Origin of the sequence: Pseudidiomarina aestuarii (genome assembly GCF_003987355.1) — a bacterium.
Classification (GTDB): domain Bacteria; phylum Pseudomonadota; class Gammaproteobacteria; order Enterobacterales; family Alteromonadaceae; genus Pseudidiomarina; species Pseudidiomarina aestuarii.
The window spans coordinates 1,780,591-1,797,476 of sequence record NZ_PIPR01000001.1; the positions used below are offsets into that span (position 1 = coordinate 1,780,591).

The window sequence follows — 16,886 nt, forward strand, 5'->3', positions numbered from 1 at the left end:
ATGCGGGTATTGTTTGCGGGCACTCCAGAGTTTGCCGCAGAGCATCTGCAAGCACTGCTCGACGCGCCCGAGTTCGAGATTGTGGGTGTTTACACGCAACCCGATCGCCCTGCTGGCCGCGGCAATAAGCTGCACGCAAGTGCGGTCAAACAGCTCGCGCTGAAACACGGACTGGTGGTAGAGCAACCGCTGTCGCTGCGTAATGAAGAAGCGCAAGCACAGCTGGCTCGCTATGAAGCCGATGTCATGGTTGTCGTGGCTTACGGACTGATACTCCCCCAAGCAGTGCTCGACATGCCGCGATTTGGCTGTATTAACGTACACGGGTCGTTATTACCGAAGTGGCGTGGTGCTGCCCCAATTCAACGTGCCATTTGGGCAGGTGACTCGGAGTCAGGCGTCGCGGTCATGCAAATGGCCGCAGGACTAGATACTGGTCCAGTTCTCTACGCTGTTTCAACTCCAATTCGAACCGACGAGACATCCGCCACATTGTATCAGCGGTTAGCTGAGCTCGGGCCGCCGGCACTTGTCCACACGTTGCAAAATCTCAATTCGCTACAGGCAACCGCTGTTCCCCAGCAAGACTCTGCTGCAACTTATGCCCACAAGTTGACCAAAGAAGAAGCCCAACTAAATTGGCAGCTCACGGCGCTAGAACTGGAACGGTGGGTTCGTGCATTTAATCCATGGCCGATAGCTTGGTTGACGACGGCAGCCGGCGAAGTTGTGAAAATATGGGCCTCTCACGTACTCGATGAGCAGACGAATAAGTCACCCGGCACAGTCGTTCGTGCGGACAAACACGGAATCGCGATTCAGACGAAACACGGGCTGCTAGTGCTCGAAACCTTGCAACCAGCAGGCAAAAAGCCAATGGCAGCAGTGGATTTCCTCAATGGTCGCAGTGATTGGTTCACCGTAGGGTCCGTATTACCGCCGAGCGCAACCCATGAGTCATAAGGAAGGACAAGGCGCAGCAAGTCGCGCCGCCGCTGCATTGGCCATTCAGCAAGTTCTTGAGCAAGGCCGTTCACTGAATCAAGCACTGCCACAAGTCACCCGCAATTTAGCACCACGTGATAAAGCCCTCTGCCAACAACTCTGTTTTGGCGTGCTGCGACAACTTCCTGAATTGAATTTTTTAGTCAGCCAGCTACTCGATAAACCGCTGAAGAATAAAACCAGTATCATCCAATGGCTCATGTTAGTGGGCACTTACCAACTGGTATCGATGCGAGTGGCGGAGCATGGTGCCGTATCCGCGACCGTTGAAGCCGCCAAATTATTAAAGCATAAGTCACTGGCAGGATTAGTGAATGGCGTATTACGCAACTTACTGCGCCGCCGTGATGAATTATTGGCTCAACTTGCGCAACGTGAAGACCTCAAGCATAACCACCCTCGCTGGTTAGCCGATGCAATCAGCCAAGCGTATCCGGACCAAGCATCCAGTATCATGGCTGCTAACAATAACCAAGCTCCGCTGTGGTTGCGCGTGAATCAACACCAAACCACGGGCGACAATTATCGGCAACAGCTTGATAATGCAGCTATTTCTTACGCGCCTGATAGCCCCCTACCCACGGCAATACAGCTTGACGAGGCGCAAGATGTCACCACACTTCCTGACTTTGGTAGTGGCGCAGTATCGGTGCAGGACATAGCAGCTCAGCATGCAGCATGGCTGCTCGATGCTCAACCTGGTGAGTCCATTCTTGATTGCTGTGCCGCTCCGGGAGGCAAAACAGCCCATATATTGGAACGCACCCCATCAGCGCGAGTACTGGCCATTGATAGCGATGCCCAACGTCTAACCCGTGTTCATGAGAACCTGCAACGCCTGCAACTGGCTGAACTCGACGTTCGCGTGCAGCAAGGCGATGCCAGTCAGCCCTCTACATGGGCACCAAAAGAACCTTTTGATCGGATTTTGCTCGACGCACCGTGTTCAGCGACCGGTGTTATTCGTCGCCATCCGGATATCAAATGGTTACGCCGAGCGAGCGATATTGCCGAACTAGCGCAATTGCAAAGTCAGATTCTCGAGGCGTTGTGGCCACATTTGCGCGTCGGTGGCACTCTTTTGTACGCAACGTGTTCTATACTGCCACAAGAAAACGCGGAGCAAATCAAGGATTTCTGTGCGCGTCATCCGGATGCCATTCGACTTGCGACACATCCCGATGGCAGCGTAGACTGGCAATGGTTGCCCGGCGAGCATGCCGGCGATGGCTTCTATTACGCAAAATTGGAAAAGCGTGCATGAAAATAATCATTCTCGGTGGTGGTCAGGTTGGCGCAACACTCGCAGAAAACCTCTCGGGTGAAGATAACGATATCACCGTAGTAGATAACGACCCCGATCGTATCGACTATATTTCCGATCGCAATGACGTCCGCACCATTCTCGGACATGCATCCCACCCTCGTATACTGCGCGACGCCGGTTGTGAAAATGCCGACATGTTGATTGCGGTAACACCCAGTGATGAAGTGAATATGTTGGCGTGTCAAATTGCCTACACACTATTCCGTACGCCGAAGCGAATTGCCCGAATTCGCTCTGAGGAGTACACCAGTTATGGGGATAAACTGTTCCATAAAGATGATATGCCAGTCGATCATGTTATCTCTCCAGAACAGCAAGTTACTGAATATATTGCGCGATTGGTGCGTTATCCGGGCGCTTTACAGGTGATGGAATTTGCTGGCGGTCGAGCCAGTTTAGTTGCGGTCAAAGCCTATTACGGCGGTAAGTTAGTCGGACATGCTATCTCGACTCTCAAAGACCACATGCCCAATGTCGACACGCGTGTTGCCGCGATATTCCGTCAAGGCCAGGCGATCAAGCCGATGGGCACAACCATTATTGAAGCCGGCGACGAAGTATTTTTTATTGCCGATACTCGCTATGTCAGCATGGTCATGGAAGAGATGCAGAAGCTTGAGCATCATTATCGCCGCGTAATGATTGCGGGAGGCGGTAACATCGGCGCTGGCCTAGCGCGAATTCTCGAAGAAAATCATCGCGTGAAGCTGATTGAACGCGATAAGAAGCGTGCTGAAGAACTTAACGCGTCTATTCGTCATGCGACCATTCTTGAGGGCGACGCATCCGAGCAAAACTTGCTGATTGAAGAACACATCGAAGATGTCGATTTGTTCATTGCGGTCACTAACGATGATGAAGCCAATATCATGTCCGCCATGCTGGCGAAGAAGCTAGGCGCGAAGAAGACCATGGTATTAATTCAGCGCCAAGCGTACGTTGATTTGGTGCAAGACGGACCGATCGATATTGCGATTTCACCCCAACGCGCTACCGTATCAGCGTTACTCTCTTTGATCCGCCGTGGCGATATTGTCAATGCTTACTCGCTACGTAAAGGTGCCGCTGAAGCTATTGAAGCGGTTGCACACGGCGATGAAAAAACCTCCAAAGTGATTGGCAAAGCTATTAACGAGATCAAACTTCCACCTGGCACCACGATTGGTGCTATTGTTCGCGGACATGAAGTCTTGATTGCGCACGATGACACCATAATCAATGCAGATGACCACGTAATTCTGTTTTTAGTGGACAAGAAATACATTCGGGAAGTGGAGCGGATGTTCCAACCTTCGGCGTTGTTCTTCTAAGAACGCCAGAAGGTTGGTGTCAATAGAACCAGAATAGTGAACACTTCCAGACGCCCAAATAGCATGGCAATAATGAGTAGCCACTTAGCAGCGTCTGGAATTGATTCGTAGTTTGCAGCAACTTCACCCAAGCCTGGACCTAAGTTATTCAAGCAAGCTGCAGTGGCAGAAAACGCCGTGATGTCGTCTAAACCAGTAGCCAACAACCCCAGCATGATCACCACAAACACCAGAGCATAAGCGGCGAAGAAGCCCCAAACGGCTTCGACAATTCGCGGTGGCAGCACTCGGTCACCGAGTTTCACGGAAAACACACCGGCTGGATGCACTAGGCGATGCAATTCACGCATACCTTGACGATATAACAAGACCACGCGCACCACTTTCAAACCACCCGCAGTCGAACTCGCGCAGCCACCAATGAAACTGGCAAAGATTAGTAATATCGGCAAGAACAATGGCCACGCGGAGAAATCAGTCGTCGCGAAGCCTGCTGTGGTGCTGATAGATACGGATTGAAACAAAGCTTGATTAAACGCGGTGCCGGTATCGGCAAAAATCTTATGCGTCAGGACTGTGGCAAATACAATGAATAGTAATGCAAGTTGAATGAGCAAGAATGCGCGAACTTCAGGGTCGACAAAGTAACTACGCAACGTACGGCCTGTAATCGCTGCGTAATGTACCGCGAAATTCAGTGAAGATAAGAGCAAGAACACAACGCAGATGATATTAATCGTGGAGCTACCAAAATAGCCCATGCTGGCATCGTAAGTACTAAAGCCGCCCACGGCTATGGTTGAAAATGAATGGCTGACCGCATCAAACCAATTCATACCAGCTATTTTGTATGCAACGGCACACGCAACGGTTAAAGCCACATAGATGTACCACAGATGCTTAGCGGTGTCGGCGATACGCGGGGTCATTTTAGCGTCTTTTAACGGCCCTGGTATTTCAGCGCGATACAACTGCATACCACCGATGCCGAGCATTGGCAGAATGGCGACGGCCAGCACGATAATACCCATACCACCTAACCATTGGAGTTGCTGGCGATAATACAGCACGCTGTGGGGTAAATGCTCAATACCGGTAAGAATCGTAGCACCGGTAGTAGTTAATCCCGAGAATGACTCAAATGCTGCATCGGTAATGGATAATGGGACTTCTTCGGTAAATAGGAAGGGGAGAACACCGACAGCGCCGAGCACCGTCCAAAAGAGAACCGTCAACAAAAAGCCATCACGGGCTTTCAGGTCCGAGCGTTCACTGCGATTGGGATACCAGACCATAAAGCCAATAAATATGGACACGGCAAAGGCGAGCATAAAGGCTACACCACCGCCATCTTCATAGATAAGCGCAATAGCTGCTGGGGGCAATAAGGTGATACTGAACAAACAAATCAGTAGCCCTAATATGCGAAGAATGCCGCGAAAATGCACCGCGTGTCCTCTTTATTTTTGTTGTTGGCTCTGCAGGATGACTCGTCCCTGCGTCGCATTTTTGAGTTCACTTGCCAAAGTATGTTGGGTTTCCGCTATAACCTCAAGCGAAAGCCTGATCCGCTCACCAAATTGTTGCTCTTCAACCGTTACATCAAAGCGTTCGAGTAAATGCTGAACCGCTTTTTGATCTGCATAAGCGTAGTCGATAATAGCTTGATTGCGAATCAATTTTTCTGCTTTTGGTAAAATGTCGAGCGTCTCTACCAAACCTTGAGTATACGCTCGCTGTAACCCACCTGTACCCAGCTTCACGCCGCCAAAATAGCGCACTACAATAGCGGACACATTGCCCAGCTCGCTGGCTAACAAGACATTCAACATGGGCCGCCCAGCGGTACCACTAGGTTCGCCGTCATCACTCATGGCGTAGGTTTGACTGGCATCAGGCGCCCCATAAATAGCCGCACTACAATAATGACTGGCACCTGGCCACCGCGCCTGACAGTCCAGAAGATGTTGCTTACAGTCGGCCGCCGACTGCACAGGAGCGACTGACGTAATGAAGCGGCTATTCTTCACTATCAATTCAGATTCAGCTGCTTGCGCTGGAACCCAGTATTTTTGCATTAATCGCGACCTGCGCCCGCTTTGCTGATTTGCATGGCAGCAACTTGAGGGAAAATAGCCTCGTCATTGTCTTGCCGCAGAGTTCGGTAGATTTGTTGATAGACCAACACATTCTTCACGTAGTCGCGAGTTTCCTTGAAAGGAATCGTTTCTATCCAGCGATCGGCGTCGATAGGATCATCTGGAAGCCATTCAAACACCCGATATATACCGGCATTATAGGCTGCTGTGCCAAGCATCCAGTTGTTGCCGAGGCGCCCCTTTAACTCTGCCAGATACTGCGTACCCAAGCGCACATTGGTCGGCGCATGATGGAGTTCAGAAACCGACAGTGACTTACGCTCAAGGTAACGCGCGGTACTCGGTAATATTTGCATCAGTCCGTGCGCGCCAGCACCGGACGCAGCATCATGTCGGAACGCACTCTCGCGACGCGAGATCGCAAGCGCCCAGTTGATATCAATTCCGACTCGATCGGCATAATTCTGATGGATATCTAAGTAGGCTTCAGGGAAACGCAGCTCCACCGCGTCGAATTCACCCAATTGACCTAAGGTATAGATTACTTGGTCGTGCCAGCCCCACTGATCAGCTAATACCGCCATCGCAATTTGTTCGCGACCGGACAGGTGTCCGAGCAAACTGAACCATTCGCGCCGAGCATCGATATAGCGCTGCATCTGCAAGAATTCATAGGCACGCTGAACGGCTGGGAGATTCCGTACTGAAGCGATTTCGTCCGCACTGAGATCGACAGGCTCCGCAGCAAGTGAGAACGGCGTTTGTAGCCGCGCGGCTGCCATAAATCCGTAGTAATTGCGCTGTGCAGCAAGCTTTTGGTAGCGCGCTTTCGCTTGCTCTTCTTGCCCTAACTCTGCTGCTGCGCGGGCTGCCCAATATTGCCATTCGGGTTGTTCTGCTGTGACTACGGCTGATTGGGTGAAATCCAGAAGTGCCTGCCACTGCCCTTCACGAACCCAATCGCCAAGTTGCCACTGTAATGTTTGGTCAGTGTGCTCACTGGCATCGAGTCGTGCCAGCCAAGCGCCAGCGTATTTGTGATCTTTAGAACTCAATGCTACCGCAAATCGCTGCTCGAGAAAGGACCATTGTTCTTCCGACAAGGTGACATGTTTCGGTAACTGTTCGATGAACCTGAGTGCTCGATCCGGATCGCGCCAAATCAATCGGCTAAACCCATAGGTCACAATTTGGGCTTCGTGGCCCGGATGTTTTCCGGCTAAATAATCGAATCGAGTGACCTGCGAAGGGTCACGACGAACACGGTGATAATGTTCGGCCAAATAGCCCATATCTTTGGGCAAGAGCCCACCTAAATAGGGGACTAGCGTATGTTTACCATCTTCAGCAGCAAGTTGTAGTCGCGCCCAAACTTTATCGGTGGAGCGTTGCCCTGCATCGGCCCATTGCTTCAATAAAGAATCACAAGCTTTCGGCAGTGATGAGCCGGTCAACCACAATTGATCGACAGCGCGATAAAGGGCATCAGTCGGGATTAGCTTGAGGTCATGTTGATAACGCAAGTACCGACATTGATTTTCGGTAGAGCCCGGCGCCTTAAAATCACGAACAAACCGCTGCTTTTCACCTTTGCGAGCGAGGTAATCAAGCCACGGTTGGCGCAACTGCCAATCCATTGGGCTGTCACGATAAGCTTCGAGGAAGGCTAACACTCGGTCTTCGTTAGCGAGGTAACCCACTTGCTGTAATCGAGTTAGCTCCAAATACGGAACCAGTGGATAGTCGCCGAGTTGGTCGAGGAGTTGTTGATATTCCGCCAAGCGCCCGCGCTTTGCCGCATACTCGGCTTGCACGAACCATTCCCGCTGCTGCTCGCGCTGCGGAAATTCAGCTCGGATTGGATCTTTAATTCTAGGCTCCGCTACCGCAATTGAACTTACAAGACTCAAAGCCGTACTAACAAGCGATACCATGAGGAGCGTACGACCGAAAACAACTGGATGCTTCTGCATAACTTTCAAACGCTCGTTTAAAAAATCATTGAAAAATTGACCTATTCGGGCCAAACTCTGTCAAACCTTTAGAACAGCATAGCCGAAAGCAATCTGAGAATCAGTAGGAGAACAATATGATTTATCAGGGTGATAGCATTCGGGTCGACTTTATCGAAGACGGCATCGCGGATTTGCAATTCGCGGCGGCCGGTTCGGTTAATAAGTTTGACCAGAAAACCTTGGAAGAATTCAGTAATGCGCTGACAGCGCTTGCGAACACCAAAGATTTACGCGGTGTGATTGTCACCAGTAGCAAACCAACCTTTATTGTTGGTGCCGACATTACCGAATTTCTAACGCTTTTTGCCGACCTTGAGCAAACCAAGAAATGGGTTGCCATGGCCTCGCGGGTCTTCGATCAACTTGAAGATCTGCCAGTACCTACTGTTGCTGCCGTAACCGGCTTCGCTTTGGGCGGTGGGTGTGAAGCGACCCTCGCCTGTGACTACCGTGTTGCTGACACTACTGCAACTATTGGCCTACCAGAAGTGAAGTTGGGTTTAATCCCAGGGTTTGGTGGCACCATGCGTTTACCGCGCATCATTGGTCCAGACAACGCTCTTGAGTGCATCACCACGGGCAAAAATAATCGTGCCGATGACGCATTGAAGCTTGGTTTAGTCGACTCCGTTGTGGCACCAGAGAAACTCCGTGATGCCGCTTTAGCCATTGCTAAACAAGCGGCTGACGGTGACTTGAATTGGCAGGCGAAGCGCCAGCCAAAACTCGAGCCGTTAAAAGCCAACGATACCGAATTAACGATGACGTTTGTCACCGCAAAAGCGATGGTCGCAGCCAAAGCGGGTAAACACTACCCTGCTCCTCATGCAGCTATCAAAGCCATTGAGCAAGGTGCACGCCACCATCGTGAAGAAGCCCTGAATGCTGAAAATGAAGCGTTTGTTGGCTTGACGCAGACTGATGCCTGCCGCGCGCAAGTCGGTATCTTCATGGCGGACCAAATGGTCAAAGGTAAAGCTAAGAAAGCTGCCAAAGTTGCGACTAAGGAAATTAAGCGCGCTGCCGTTCTTGGTGCGGGCATTATGGGTGGCGGTATTGCTTACCAGTCTGCCTATAAAGGCGTTCCTGTCGTCATGAAAGATATTCGCCAAGATGCTCTTGATTTAGGTATGAACGAGGCGAGCAAAATTCTCGGGAAGCTGGTCCAGCGCGGCAAAGTTGACCATAAGAAAATGGCGCAGGTATTGTCATCGATTACCCCCACGTTGCTTGATGAGAGCGTGAAGGATGTCGATATTGTGGTTGAAGCTGTGGTTGAAAATCCGGATGTAAAAGGCAAAGTTCTGGCACAGATGGAAAGTGTGGTCGATGCGGACACGATTATCGTTTCGAACACGTCAACTATCTCGATTGACCGCCTCGCGAAAAACTTGAAAGACCCATCGCGTTTCTGCGGCATGCACTTCTTTAACCCAGTGCACAAAATGCCATTGGTTGAAGTCATTCGTGGCGAAAAAACGTCTGATGAAACTGTTGCTGCAGTGGTTGCTTATGCGTCGCGCATGGGTAAAACCGCTATTGTTGTCAACGACTGCCCAGGCTTTTTGGTCAACCGCGTCTTGTTCCCATACCTAGCTGGCTTCGCTGGCATAGTTGACGAAGGCGTCGACTTTGCCGGTATCGATAAGGTCATGGAGCGTCAGTATGGTTGGCCCATGGGTCCAGCGTATCTGTCAGACGTAGTCGGCATTGATACTGCAGACCACTGTACCGTGGTCATGGCAGACGGCTTCCCATCACGGATGCCTCGTGGTGAAAACAGCGCGATTGCGAAATTGGCAGCTGCCGAACGCTACGGTCAGAAGAATGGCAAAGGCTTCTACAATTATGGTGTGGACAAGAAAGGTCGCCCCACCAAAGAGAAAGCCCCAGAAGTTTACGAAACGCTTGGAATCAGTGGTAAAGAGCTCAGCGCCGACGAAATTATTGCGCGCTGCATGGTACCAATGGTCAATGAATGCGTGCGTTGCCTTGAAGAAGGTATCGTCGCTTCTGCTGCCGAATGCGATATGTCGCTGCTGTACGGTCTTGGCTTCCCGCCATTCCGTGGTGGTCCATTCCGGTATCTCGAGACCATGGGCTTAGCCAAATTCGTTGAATTAGCCGATAGTTATGCGCACTTAGGTGAAATGTATCAAGTGACCGATGGCTTACGCGAAATGGCGAAGTCAGGTAAATCGTACCTTGCGGGCTAACACAGGCTTACGGAGTTAATTATGAAAGACGTAGTGATTGTCGATTGTATCCGGACGCCCATGGGGCGTTCGAAAGGCGGTGTATTCCGCAATGTTCGTGCAGAAGATCTTTCTGCACATTTGATGAAAGGTTTACTAGAGCGTAATCCGCAGGTCGATGTTAATGAGCTTGAAGACATCTACTGGGGCTGTGTTCAGCAAACCTTGGAGCAAGGCTTCAATGTGGCGCGTAACGCTGCGCTGATTGCAGGTATTCCACATTCAGTTGCTGCAGTTACCGTGAACCGTCTGTGTGGTTCGTCCATGCAGGCTATTCACGATGCGACCCGCGCAATTATGGCTGGCGACGGCGAAATCTTTATTGCCGGTGGTGTTGAACACATGGGTCATGTACCGATGGATCACGGTATCGATTTCCATCCGGGCATGAACAAATCAGTTGCTCGTGCTGCTGGGATGATGGGCATGACCGCAGAACTGCTAGCACGCAAATTTGAAGTTGACCGCGCTGCGCAAGACGCATTTGGTGCGCGTTCGCATCAACGCGCTCATGCAGCCACCGTCGAAGGTCGCTTTGCCAAAGAGATCCTGCCGATTGAAGGCCATGACGCGGACGGTATTCTGCGCATGATTAAGAACGATGAAGTCATTCGCCCAGAAACCACCGCTGAAAGCTTAGCGGCCTTGCGTCCGGTATTTGATCCGGTCAATGGTACCGTGACTGCCGGTACGTCATCAGCCTTGTCTGATGGTGCTGCTGCGGTACTGATTATGTCAGCCGATAAAGCAAAAGCATTAGGCTTAACGCCACGGGTGAAAATTCGCTCTATGGCAGTAGCAGGTTGTGATCCATCCATTATGGGTTACGGTCCAGTTCCAGCCACGCAAAAAGCGTTGAAGCGTGCGGGTCTTAGCATTAAAGATATCGATTTATTCGAGTTGAACGAGGCTTTTGCAGCACAATCGCTGCCAGTACTCAAAGGTCTTGGCATTCTCGATATCATGGAAGACCAAGTGAACCTGAATGGCGGTGCCATTGCTCTCGGTCACCCACTGGGTTGCTCAGGCGCGCGGATTTCCACTACGCTCATCAACCTGATGGAAGACAAAGATGCAACACTGGGTCTCGCGACCATGTGTATTGGTCTCGGCCAAGGCATCGCAACCGTCTACGAGCGGGTCTAGTTCCTCGAGTAAACAGTGAATGGTGAACAGGTAATAGGAAAACAGAGTAAGTGGGTCTTCTGTTCTCTATTTACCGTTCACTGGTCACTCGCTACTGGCTATTGGTTACTCGTTACTGGAAGAGCTCAGAATTGGGCTCTTTTTATGTCTGGCTACTAGAAAATCTCGATCTAAGCACTTCTAGTAGCCAATAACTAATAGCTAATAGCGCTTTCAGTCTTTTCCTCAAATATTCCTTCCTATTCCTGAATATTCCTGTTTTTATGTCTCTAAGAATAGCCAAGACTAAACTGGAATAATCAACCAGAAGGAATGGAAGCAATGACCCTTGGTGAACTCCTCAAAGAAAAACGTATCGAACTGGATCGCAGTCAGGCAGAACTCGCTGAACAGATGGGAATTGAACAATCGTATCTATCCAAGCTCGAGAGCGACCGCTCACTACCCTCGACGGAAATTCTGAATGCTTGGCTCGGCGCTCTGGATATCACACTAGAATTTGTCATCGCCCAGTTTGACCCCAGTTATGTGCAAGGCCGACTCCGACAGATACCCAGCGTAGATGCCTATCTGCGTGAGCAAACCTCATCCCATCATCGCCATCGCCGCTCATGGTTATTGACGTGTAGTCTACTGGTCGCACTCTCCGTGCCCCTTTTCTATCTCGGCTACACCAAGCTTCTATTCCCGGAGCAAGCCTACCAATACATCTCCCCCGGAATTCTATTACCAGGAGACAACCCAAATTTATTTAAGAATTGGCGGGAAATGCATTATATGCACGATGAAGTCATCGAGATGCAAAAGGAGATGGCAAAACGAGAAAATCCTGACACCTTAATATTGCCTGAAAATCGCGGCATACAATTCACAATTCCAGCAAAAGAAGCAAATAACCCAGACTTTCAGCGCACTTATTACCGTTCTGGTAATGTTGAACAAATAAGGCCGATCAATGGCATTCTGCAAGCTCTCGGCTTATTTCTGTTCGTCGGCGGAATTATCAGCATCGCAATCGAACGCCGCTTTTTCGCCAAATGAAGCTACTAGCTAAAACATTAAAAGCGTAAGTGGTTACTGGCTATTGGTTACTGGAAAATACAGATCGGGTTTTGCGAGTAACTAGTAGCCAATAGCCAATAGCGTTTTCGGAGTTGGTTACTGCTTCCGGATGAGGTAACGATAAGGAGCAGCAGACGTCTCCGCCGCTAACAGCTCATGATCCATAAAGCGGCAGAAGCTTGGAATATCACGCGTGGTGGCTGGGTCGTCAGCAACGACTTCTAGCACATCACCCACTTGCAGCTTACGAATAGCGACACGCACCAGCATCACCGGCTCTGGACAACGCAAGCCGAGCGTATCCAACGTTGAAGCTATATCTTGTTTCGGTAAGGTGCTGTCGCTCATCTCGCCTCGATCCAACTAGAAACACGCTACTAGCTATTGGCTACTAGTTACTCGCAAACCACGATTGGCTCTTGTCTAGTAGCTAATATCCAGCAGCCAGTCACGCTTTTAGTTATTTACAGGTACTTCTGCCAGAATTCTGCTTTGCCCATCGATGCGTCGAGTTGATAAGGTTTAAAGCCGAATTTTTCGTAGGCCAGTTTCGCTGGTTCGTTGCCTTGTAGAACCTCGAGTGTGAGCTTCACGCAGCCACGGAATTCCGCCAGCGTTGCCACTTCATTGAGAAGCCGCTTAGCAATACCTTTGCCACGATGAGACTCGATAACAGCAATATCATGGATGTTCATGACTGGACGCGCGGCAAAGGTGGAAAACCCTTCAACGCAGTTGGCAATGCCAACTGGCTCGCCGTCATCAAATGCCAGAATTGAGAACACGTAGTCTCGCTTCGCCATTTCATCGACTAGATTTTCTTTGGTTGTTTCCGGAAGCGCTTCGCCGCCGCCCATGGGGTCACGTGCGTAATCGTCGAGCATGGCAACAACAGCTTGGCGATGCTTCGGGTTTTGATAATCAGCTAAAGTAATTTCTAACATAAGCAATGTTTCGAGTTCTCGTTAGTTATACGAATAATGGCTTTCTCACAGTGAGAAATTACGCATTTCCCTGCACACAGGTTCGTAACAATGGCAGTCCACACGATGGTCGTTCACCATGCCTACCGCTTGCATAAATGCGTAACAAATAGTCGTGCCGACAAAATTGAAGCCCGCCTTTTTTAACGCTTTGGCCATGCTATCAGAAACCGCATCTGATGTCGGTATGTCATGCCCCTGTCGAGCGAAAATACGCGGCGTTCCATCGCTAAATTGCCATAAGAACTCGGCAAAATCCTGCCCTTTCTCTTGCATGGCAAGATACGCTCGAGCATTGCGAAAGATCGATTCTATTTTCAGACGATTACGGACGATGCCTGCATTTTCCATCAATTCCAGCTTGTACGACTCGGGTAACTCGACAATTCGCTCGGGAACAAAGTCGGCAAAAGCGCGTTGATAGTTCGCTTGTTTCTTGAGGATTGTGATCCAGCTCAAACCAGCTTGCTGACCATCAAGACAGAGCTTTTCAAAGAGTTCGCGAGAGTCGGCAACCGGCCGCCCCCACACCTCATCGTGATAAGCCACATATTGCGGGTCAGAGCCACACCAACTGCAGCGGGTCTTGTTATCGTGGTCGTTGGGTTTTGTCATTTGCATGGTATCCTGTAACCGAGCGTCAACACAGGGTATAATTTACGCCACTTTATTAGAAAAAACAGCGCGAGATCACCGCATGGCCAGCTACGATGTAAAAACCTTTCAAGGGCTCATCCTAGCGCTCCAAGATTATTGGGCGCAACAAGGATGTGCAGTAGTACAACCCCTGGATATGGAAGTGGGTGCCGGTACCTTTCATCCCATGACCTTTTTGCGTGCCGTTGGCCCAGAGCCAGCGAGTTTTGCGTATGTGCAGCCATGCCGCCGTCCGACCGATGGCCGCTACGGTGAAAACCCGAATCGACTCCAGCACTACTATCAGTTTCAAGTGATTTTGAAGCCGTCGCCGAGCAACATTCAAGATTTATATTTAGGCTCATTAAAGCTGCTGGGCTTCGACCCATTGGTACATGATATCCGGTTTGTTGAAGATAACTGGGAATCGCCCACGCTAGGCGCTTGGGGTCTTGGTTGGGAAGTTTGGCTCAATGGTATGGAAGTGACTCAATTTACCTACTTCCAACAGGTCGGTGGTCTCGAATGTAAGCCAGTTGCCGGTGAAATCACCTATGGTTTAGAGCGTCTAGCCATGTACATTCAAGGAGTCGATAGTATATATGACCTGGTTTGGACCGACGGCCCACGTGGCAAAATAACCTACGGCGACGTGTTCCATCAAAATGAAGTCGAACAGTCGACCTACAACTTTGAGTTCGCAGATACGAAAGTATTGTTTGACCGTTTTGATGCAGCCGAGTCGGAATGCCAGTTGCTACTGGAAAACAATCTCCCATTACCCGCCTACGAGCAAGTGATGCGTGCATCGCATGCGTTTAACTTACTAGACGCGCGTCATGCGATTTCGGTAACTGAACGACAGCGCTACATTTTGCGTGTGCGCACTATGGCAAAAGGCTGTGCCGAAGCTTATTACGCAGCGCGCGAAGCGCTTGGATTTCCTCTTGTTGAGCAAGGAGCTTAACCCGTGCAACATGACACTCTTCTTGTAGAAATTGGAACTGAAGAACTGCCACCGAAAGCACTGAAAGGGCTAAGCGAAGCGTTTACTTCTGGACTCACCGAATTACTAAAGTCCAATGACTTTGCGTTTGGTGATGTGCGCCCTTTTGCGTCAGCTCGTCGCTTGGCAGTGCAGATCAAGAATGTCGCCGCGCAACAACCTGATAAAGTTGTTGAGAAGCGTGGACCGGCAGTCGAAATGGCGTTTGACGCCGATGGTCAACCGACCAAAGCAGCCCAAGGTTGGGCACGTGGGAATGGTATCGATGTGAAGGACGCAGAGCGTCTAGTTACTGATAAAGGTGAGTGGCTGCTCTACAAAGCGGAACAAAAAGGCCAAAGCCTAGCGGCGGTATTGCCCGGTTTGGTAGCACAAGCTTTAAAGCAGCTCCCGATTCCAAAGCCGATGCGCTGGGGAAGTAGTGATGCGCAATTCATTCGCCCAGTACATACACTTACCATGCTTTATGGCGACGCACTTATTGCCGGTGAAGTTCTGGAAATACAGTCTGGCACGCAATTACAGGGGCACCGATTCCATTGCCCAGAAGGCACGTCGATTAGTCAGGCCGATGACTATGAAGCAGTGTTGGAGAAAGCGTGGGTCATCGCCGACTTTGCGAAGCGTCGTGCTATCGTCAGTTCAAAAATTGAAGCCTTAGCGTCGGAGCTTGGTGGCCATGTTATTGCTGATGATGATTTGGTGGATGAAGTCACAGCTCTGGTTGAATGGCCTGTTGCGCTGTCAGCATCTTTTAATGAATCATTTTTGGCAGTGCCAAAAGAGCCGTTGATTGTCACCATGAAAGACGACCAACGTTACTTTCCACTGCATGATGCAGAAGGTAACTTGCTGTCGAAGTTTATTTTCATCACGAATATTGAAAGCAAAGATCCACAACAGATTATCTCTGGCAATGAGAAAGTCGTGCGCCCTCGCCTGGCCGATGCGCAGTTCTTCTTCGAAACCGATAAGAAGGTTACGTTAGAGAGTCGACTGTCAGCACTTGATAATGTTCTATTCCAAAAGGACCTTGGGTCCATAAAAGCTAAAAGTGATCGGATTGCCCATGTGGCGGCTGCGATTGCTGCTCGCTTAAACGGTAAGAGTGACGTTGCCGAGCGTGCCGGCTTGCTGTGTAAAGCAGACCTTGGCTCACAAATGGTTCTGGAATTCCCAGAAACACAGGGCGTGATGGGTATGCACTACGCTCGCAACGATGGCGAAGCTGCGGGTGTTGCTGAAGCGATTTATGAGCATTATTTGCCGCGTTTTTCCGGTGATGCATTACCAGAGTCCATTGAAGGTGCAGCAGTCGCACTTGCTGATAAGCTCGACACCTTGGTTGGTATATTCGGTATTGGCATGATTCCTAAAGGTGACCGTGACCCGTTCGCTTTGCGTCGTGCAGCTATTGGCTTGTTGCGAATCATTGTCGAGAAAAAGCTATCGTTGGATTTAGCTGAGTTAGTTAGCATTGCTAAAGATAGTTTTGGCAATTTACTGACTTCAGCCTCGGTCGAAAGTGATGTAGTTGATTTCCTGCTCGGTCGCTTCCGGTCGTGGTATCAGGAGCAAGGTATTAGCGTCGATGTGATTCAAGCGGTCCTCGCACGCCGACCAACGCGTCCGCTTGATTTTGATCGTCGCGTAAATGCCGTGACAGAGTTCCGCAAGCTTCCCGCGGCAGATGCTCTGGCAGCAGCAAACAAACGCGTTGGAAACATACTCGCCAAGGTCGACGGTTCCATCCCGTCCACGGTTGATAAGGCGTTATTGACAGAATCTGCAGAGCTCGAGCTTTTCGATGCGCTAACAAGCGCGTCAGCACAAGCACAAGCTTCGCTAGCGGACAATGACTACACTGCTGCATTAACTGCTTTGGCAGCCTTACAGCAACCGGTAGATACCTTTTTTGACAATGTAATGGTAAATGCCGACGATGCGGCTGTACGCAGCAATCGTCAAGCACTGTTAGCGCAATTACGCGAGCAATTCCTACAAATCGCGGATATATCACTACTCAACGGCTAACTGCAGAA

Annotated in this window: 14 protein-coding genes; 8 read left to right on the plus strand and 6 right to left on the minus strand. The window is 50.2% G+C overall.

All coding sequences use genetic code 11. From position 1 onward, the window contains the following. Genes fmt through trkA form a run of 3 tightly spaced genes read left to right on the plus strand, consistent with a single transcriptional unit; the run spans window position 1 to window position 3,642 of the window. Window positions 1–963 carry a methionyl-tRNA formyltransferase gene (fmt, locus tag CWE22_RS08125; protein ID WP_169930819.1) on the plus strand — a complete coding sequence of 321 codons (963 nt, stop codon included), beginning with the start codon at window positions 1–3 and terminating at the stop codon, window positions 961–963. Then, window positions 953–2,269, plus strand: coding sequence for a 16S rRNA (cytosine(967)-C(5))-methyltransferase RsmB (gene rsmB / locus CWE22_RS08130; protein ID WP_169930820.1), 1,317 nt, complete (start codon window positions 953–955; stop codon window positions 2,267–2,269). Before fmt ends, rsmB begins: the two co-directional genes overlap by 11 nt. Beyond that, entirely contained in the window at window positions 2,266–3,642 is a 1,377-nt protein-coding gene (gene trkA, locus CWE22_RS08135) for a Trk system potassium transporter TrkA (protein WP_169930821.1), read from the plus strand. Before rsmB ends, trkA begins: the two co-directional genes overlap by 4 nt. Here the strand turns inward: trkA and CWE22_RS08140 are convergent. The 3 genes from CWE22_RS08140 to CWE22_RS08150 are packed head-to-tail and all read right to left on the minus strand — an operon-like array spanning window position 3,639 to window position 7,714. Continuing rightward, on the minus strand, window positions 3,639–5,090 hold the full coding sequence (locus tag CWE22_RS08140) for a TrkH family potassium uptake protein (RefSeq protein WP_169930822.1): 1,452 nt from the start codon (window positions 5,088–5,090) through the stop codon (window positions 3,639–3,641). The two genes, trkA and CWE22_RS08140, sit on opposite strands and share 4 nt — an antisense overlap. A gap of 12 nt (window positions 5,091–5,102) precedes the next feature. Next, window positions 5,103–5,720, minus strand: coding sequence for a YigZ family protein (locus CWE22_RS08145; RefSeq protein ID WP_169930823.1), 618 nt, complete (start codon window positions 5,718–5,720; stop codon window positions 5,103–5,105). Beyond that, window positions 5,720–7,714 (minus strand): transglycosylase SLT domain-containing protein, encoded by a 1,995-nt coding sequence (locus CWE22_RS08150; protein WP_169930824.1) that lies wholly within the window; start codon window positions 7,712–7,714, stop codon window positions 5,720–5,722. Before CWE22_RS08150 ends, CWE22_RS08145 begins: the two co-directional genes overlap by 1 nt. A gap of 116 nt (window positions 7,715–7,830) precedes the next feature. On the opposite strand from CWE22_RS08150, the gene fadB reads away from it, so the two are divergent. The 3 genes from fadB (at window position 7,831) to CWE22_RS08165 (ending at window position 12,198) form a co-directional block, all read left to right on the plus strand. Then, on the plus strand, window positions 7,831–9,972 hold the full coding sequence (fadB, locus tag CWE22_RS08155) for a fatty acid oxidation complex subunit alpha FadB (protein WP_169930825.1): 2,142 nt from the start codon (window positions 7,831–7,833) through the stop codon (window positions 9,970–9,972). A gap of 21 nt (window positions 9,973–9,993) precedes the next feature. Continuing rightward, the gene (gene fadA / locus CWE22_RS08160) at window positions 9,994–11,157 is read left to right on the plus strand and encodes an acetyl-CoA C-acyltransferase FadA (protein ID WP_169930826.1); all 1,164 of its coding nucleotides are present in this window, start codon (window positions 9,994–9,996) and stop codon (window positions 11,155–11,157) included. Window positions 11,158–11,478: 321 nt separating this feature from the next. Beyond that, a complete protein-coding gene (locus tag CWE22_RS08165; RefSeq protein ID WP_169930827.1) occupies window positions 11,479–12,198 on the plus strand; it encodes a helix-turn-helix domain-containing protein in 720 nt (239 codons plus the stop codon). A 117-nt stretch (window positions 12,199–12,315) separates the two neighbouring features. Here CWE22_RS08165 and tusA read toward each other — a convergent pair whose 3' ends face one another. The 3 genes from tusA to CWE22_RS08180 all read right to left on the minus strand — a co-directional run bounded on the left by tusA (window position 12,316) and on the right by CWE22_RS08180 (window position 13,817). Next, entirely contained in the window at window positions 12,316–12,567 is a 252-nt protein-coding gene (gene tusA / locus CWE22_RS08170) for a sulfurtransferase TusA (RefSeq protein WP_169930828.1), read from the minus strand. Between the two features lie 116 nt (window positions 12,568–12,683). After that, window positions 12,684–13,163, minus strand: coding sequence for a GNAT family N-acetyltransferase (locus tag CWE22_RS08175; protein ID WP_169930829.1), 480 nt, complete (start codon window positions 13,161–13,163; stop codon window positions 12,684–12,686). Between the two features lie 45 nt (window positions 13,164–13,208). Continuing rightward, window positions 13,209–13,817, minus strand: coding sequence for a DNA-3-methyladenine glycosylase I (locus tag CWE22_RS08180; RefSeq protein WP_169930830.1), 609 nt, complete (start codon window positions 13,815–13,817; stop codon window positions 13,209–13,211). An 82-nt stretch (window positions 13,818–13,899) separates the two neighbouring features. Here CWE22_RS08180 and glyQ point away from each other — a divergent pair, with 82 nt between their 5' ends. Together glyQ and glyS are read left to right on the plus strand one after the other, a co-directional pair. Continuing rightward, on the plus strand, window positions 13,900–14,805 hold the full coding sequence (glyQ, locus tag CWE22_RS08185) for a glycine--tRNA ligase subunit alpha (RefSeq protein ID WP_169930831.1): 906 nt from the start codon (window positions 13,900–13,902) through the stop codon (window positions 14,803–14,805). 3 nt (window positions 14,806–14,808) lie between these two features. Beyond that, the gene (gene glyS, locus CWE22_RS08190) at window positions 14,809–16,878 is read left to right on the plus strand and encodes a glycine--tRNA ligase subunit beta (protein ID WP_169930832.1); all 2,070 of its coding nucleotides are present in this window, start codon (window positions 14,809–14,811) and stop codon (window positions 16,876–16,878) included. Window positions 16,879–16,886 lie beyond the last annotated feature (8 nt).

Excerpts from the sequence above, each read along its gene's own strand:
- fmt (WP_169930819.1), top strand. The coding sequence starts at position 1 with ATGCGGGTATTGTTTGCGGGCACTCCAGAGTTTGCCGCAGAGCATCTG.
- rsmB (WP_169930820.1), top strand. The coding sequence starts at position 953 with ATGAGTCATAAGGAAGGACAAGGCGCAGCAAGTCGCGCCGCCGCTGCA.
- trkA (WP_169930821.1), top strand. The coding sequence starts at position 2,266 with ATGAAAATAATCATTCTCGGTGGTGGTCAGGTTGGCGCAACACTCGCA.
- CWE22_RS08145 (WP_169930823.1), bottom strand. The coding sequence starts at position 5,720 with ATGCAAAAATACTGGGTTCCAGCGCAAGCAGCTGAATCTGAATTGATA.
- CWE22_RS08150 (WP_169930824.1), bottom strand. The coding sequence starts at position 7,714 with ATGCAGAAGCATCCAGTTGTTTTCGGTCGTACGCTCCTCATGGTATCG.
- fadB (WP_169930825.1), top strand. The coding sequence starts at position 7,831 with ATGATTTATCAGGGTGATAGCATTCGGGTCGACTTTATCGAAGACGGC.
- fadA (WP_169930826.1), top strand. The coding sequence starts at position 9,994 with ATGAAAGACGTAGTGATTGTCGATTGTATCCGGACGCCCATGGGGCGT.
- CWE22_RS08165 (WP_169930827.1), top strand. The coding sequence starts at position 11,479 with ATGACCCTTGGTGAACTCCTCAAAGAAAAACGTATCGAACTGGATCGC.
- tusA (WP_169930828.1), bottom strand. The coding sequence starts at position 12,567 with ATGAGCGACAGCACCTTACCGAAACAAGATATAGCTTCAACGTTGGAT.
- CWE22_RS08175 (WP_169930829.1), bottom strand. The coding sequence starts at position 13,163 with ATGTTAGAAATTACTTTAGCTGATTATCAAAACCCGAAGCATCGCCAA.
- CWE22_RS08180 (WP_169930830.1), bottom strand. The coding sequence starts at position 13,817 with ATGACAAAACCCAACGACCACGATAACAAGACCCGCTGCAGTTGGTGT.
- glyQ (WP_169930831.1), top strand. The coding sequence starts at position 13,900 with ATGGCCAGCTACGATGTAAAAACCTTTCAAGGGCTCATCCTAGCGCTC.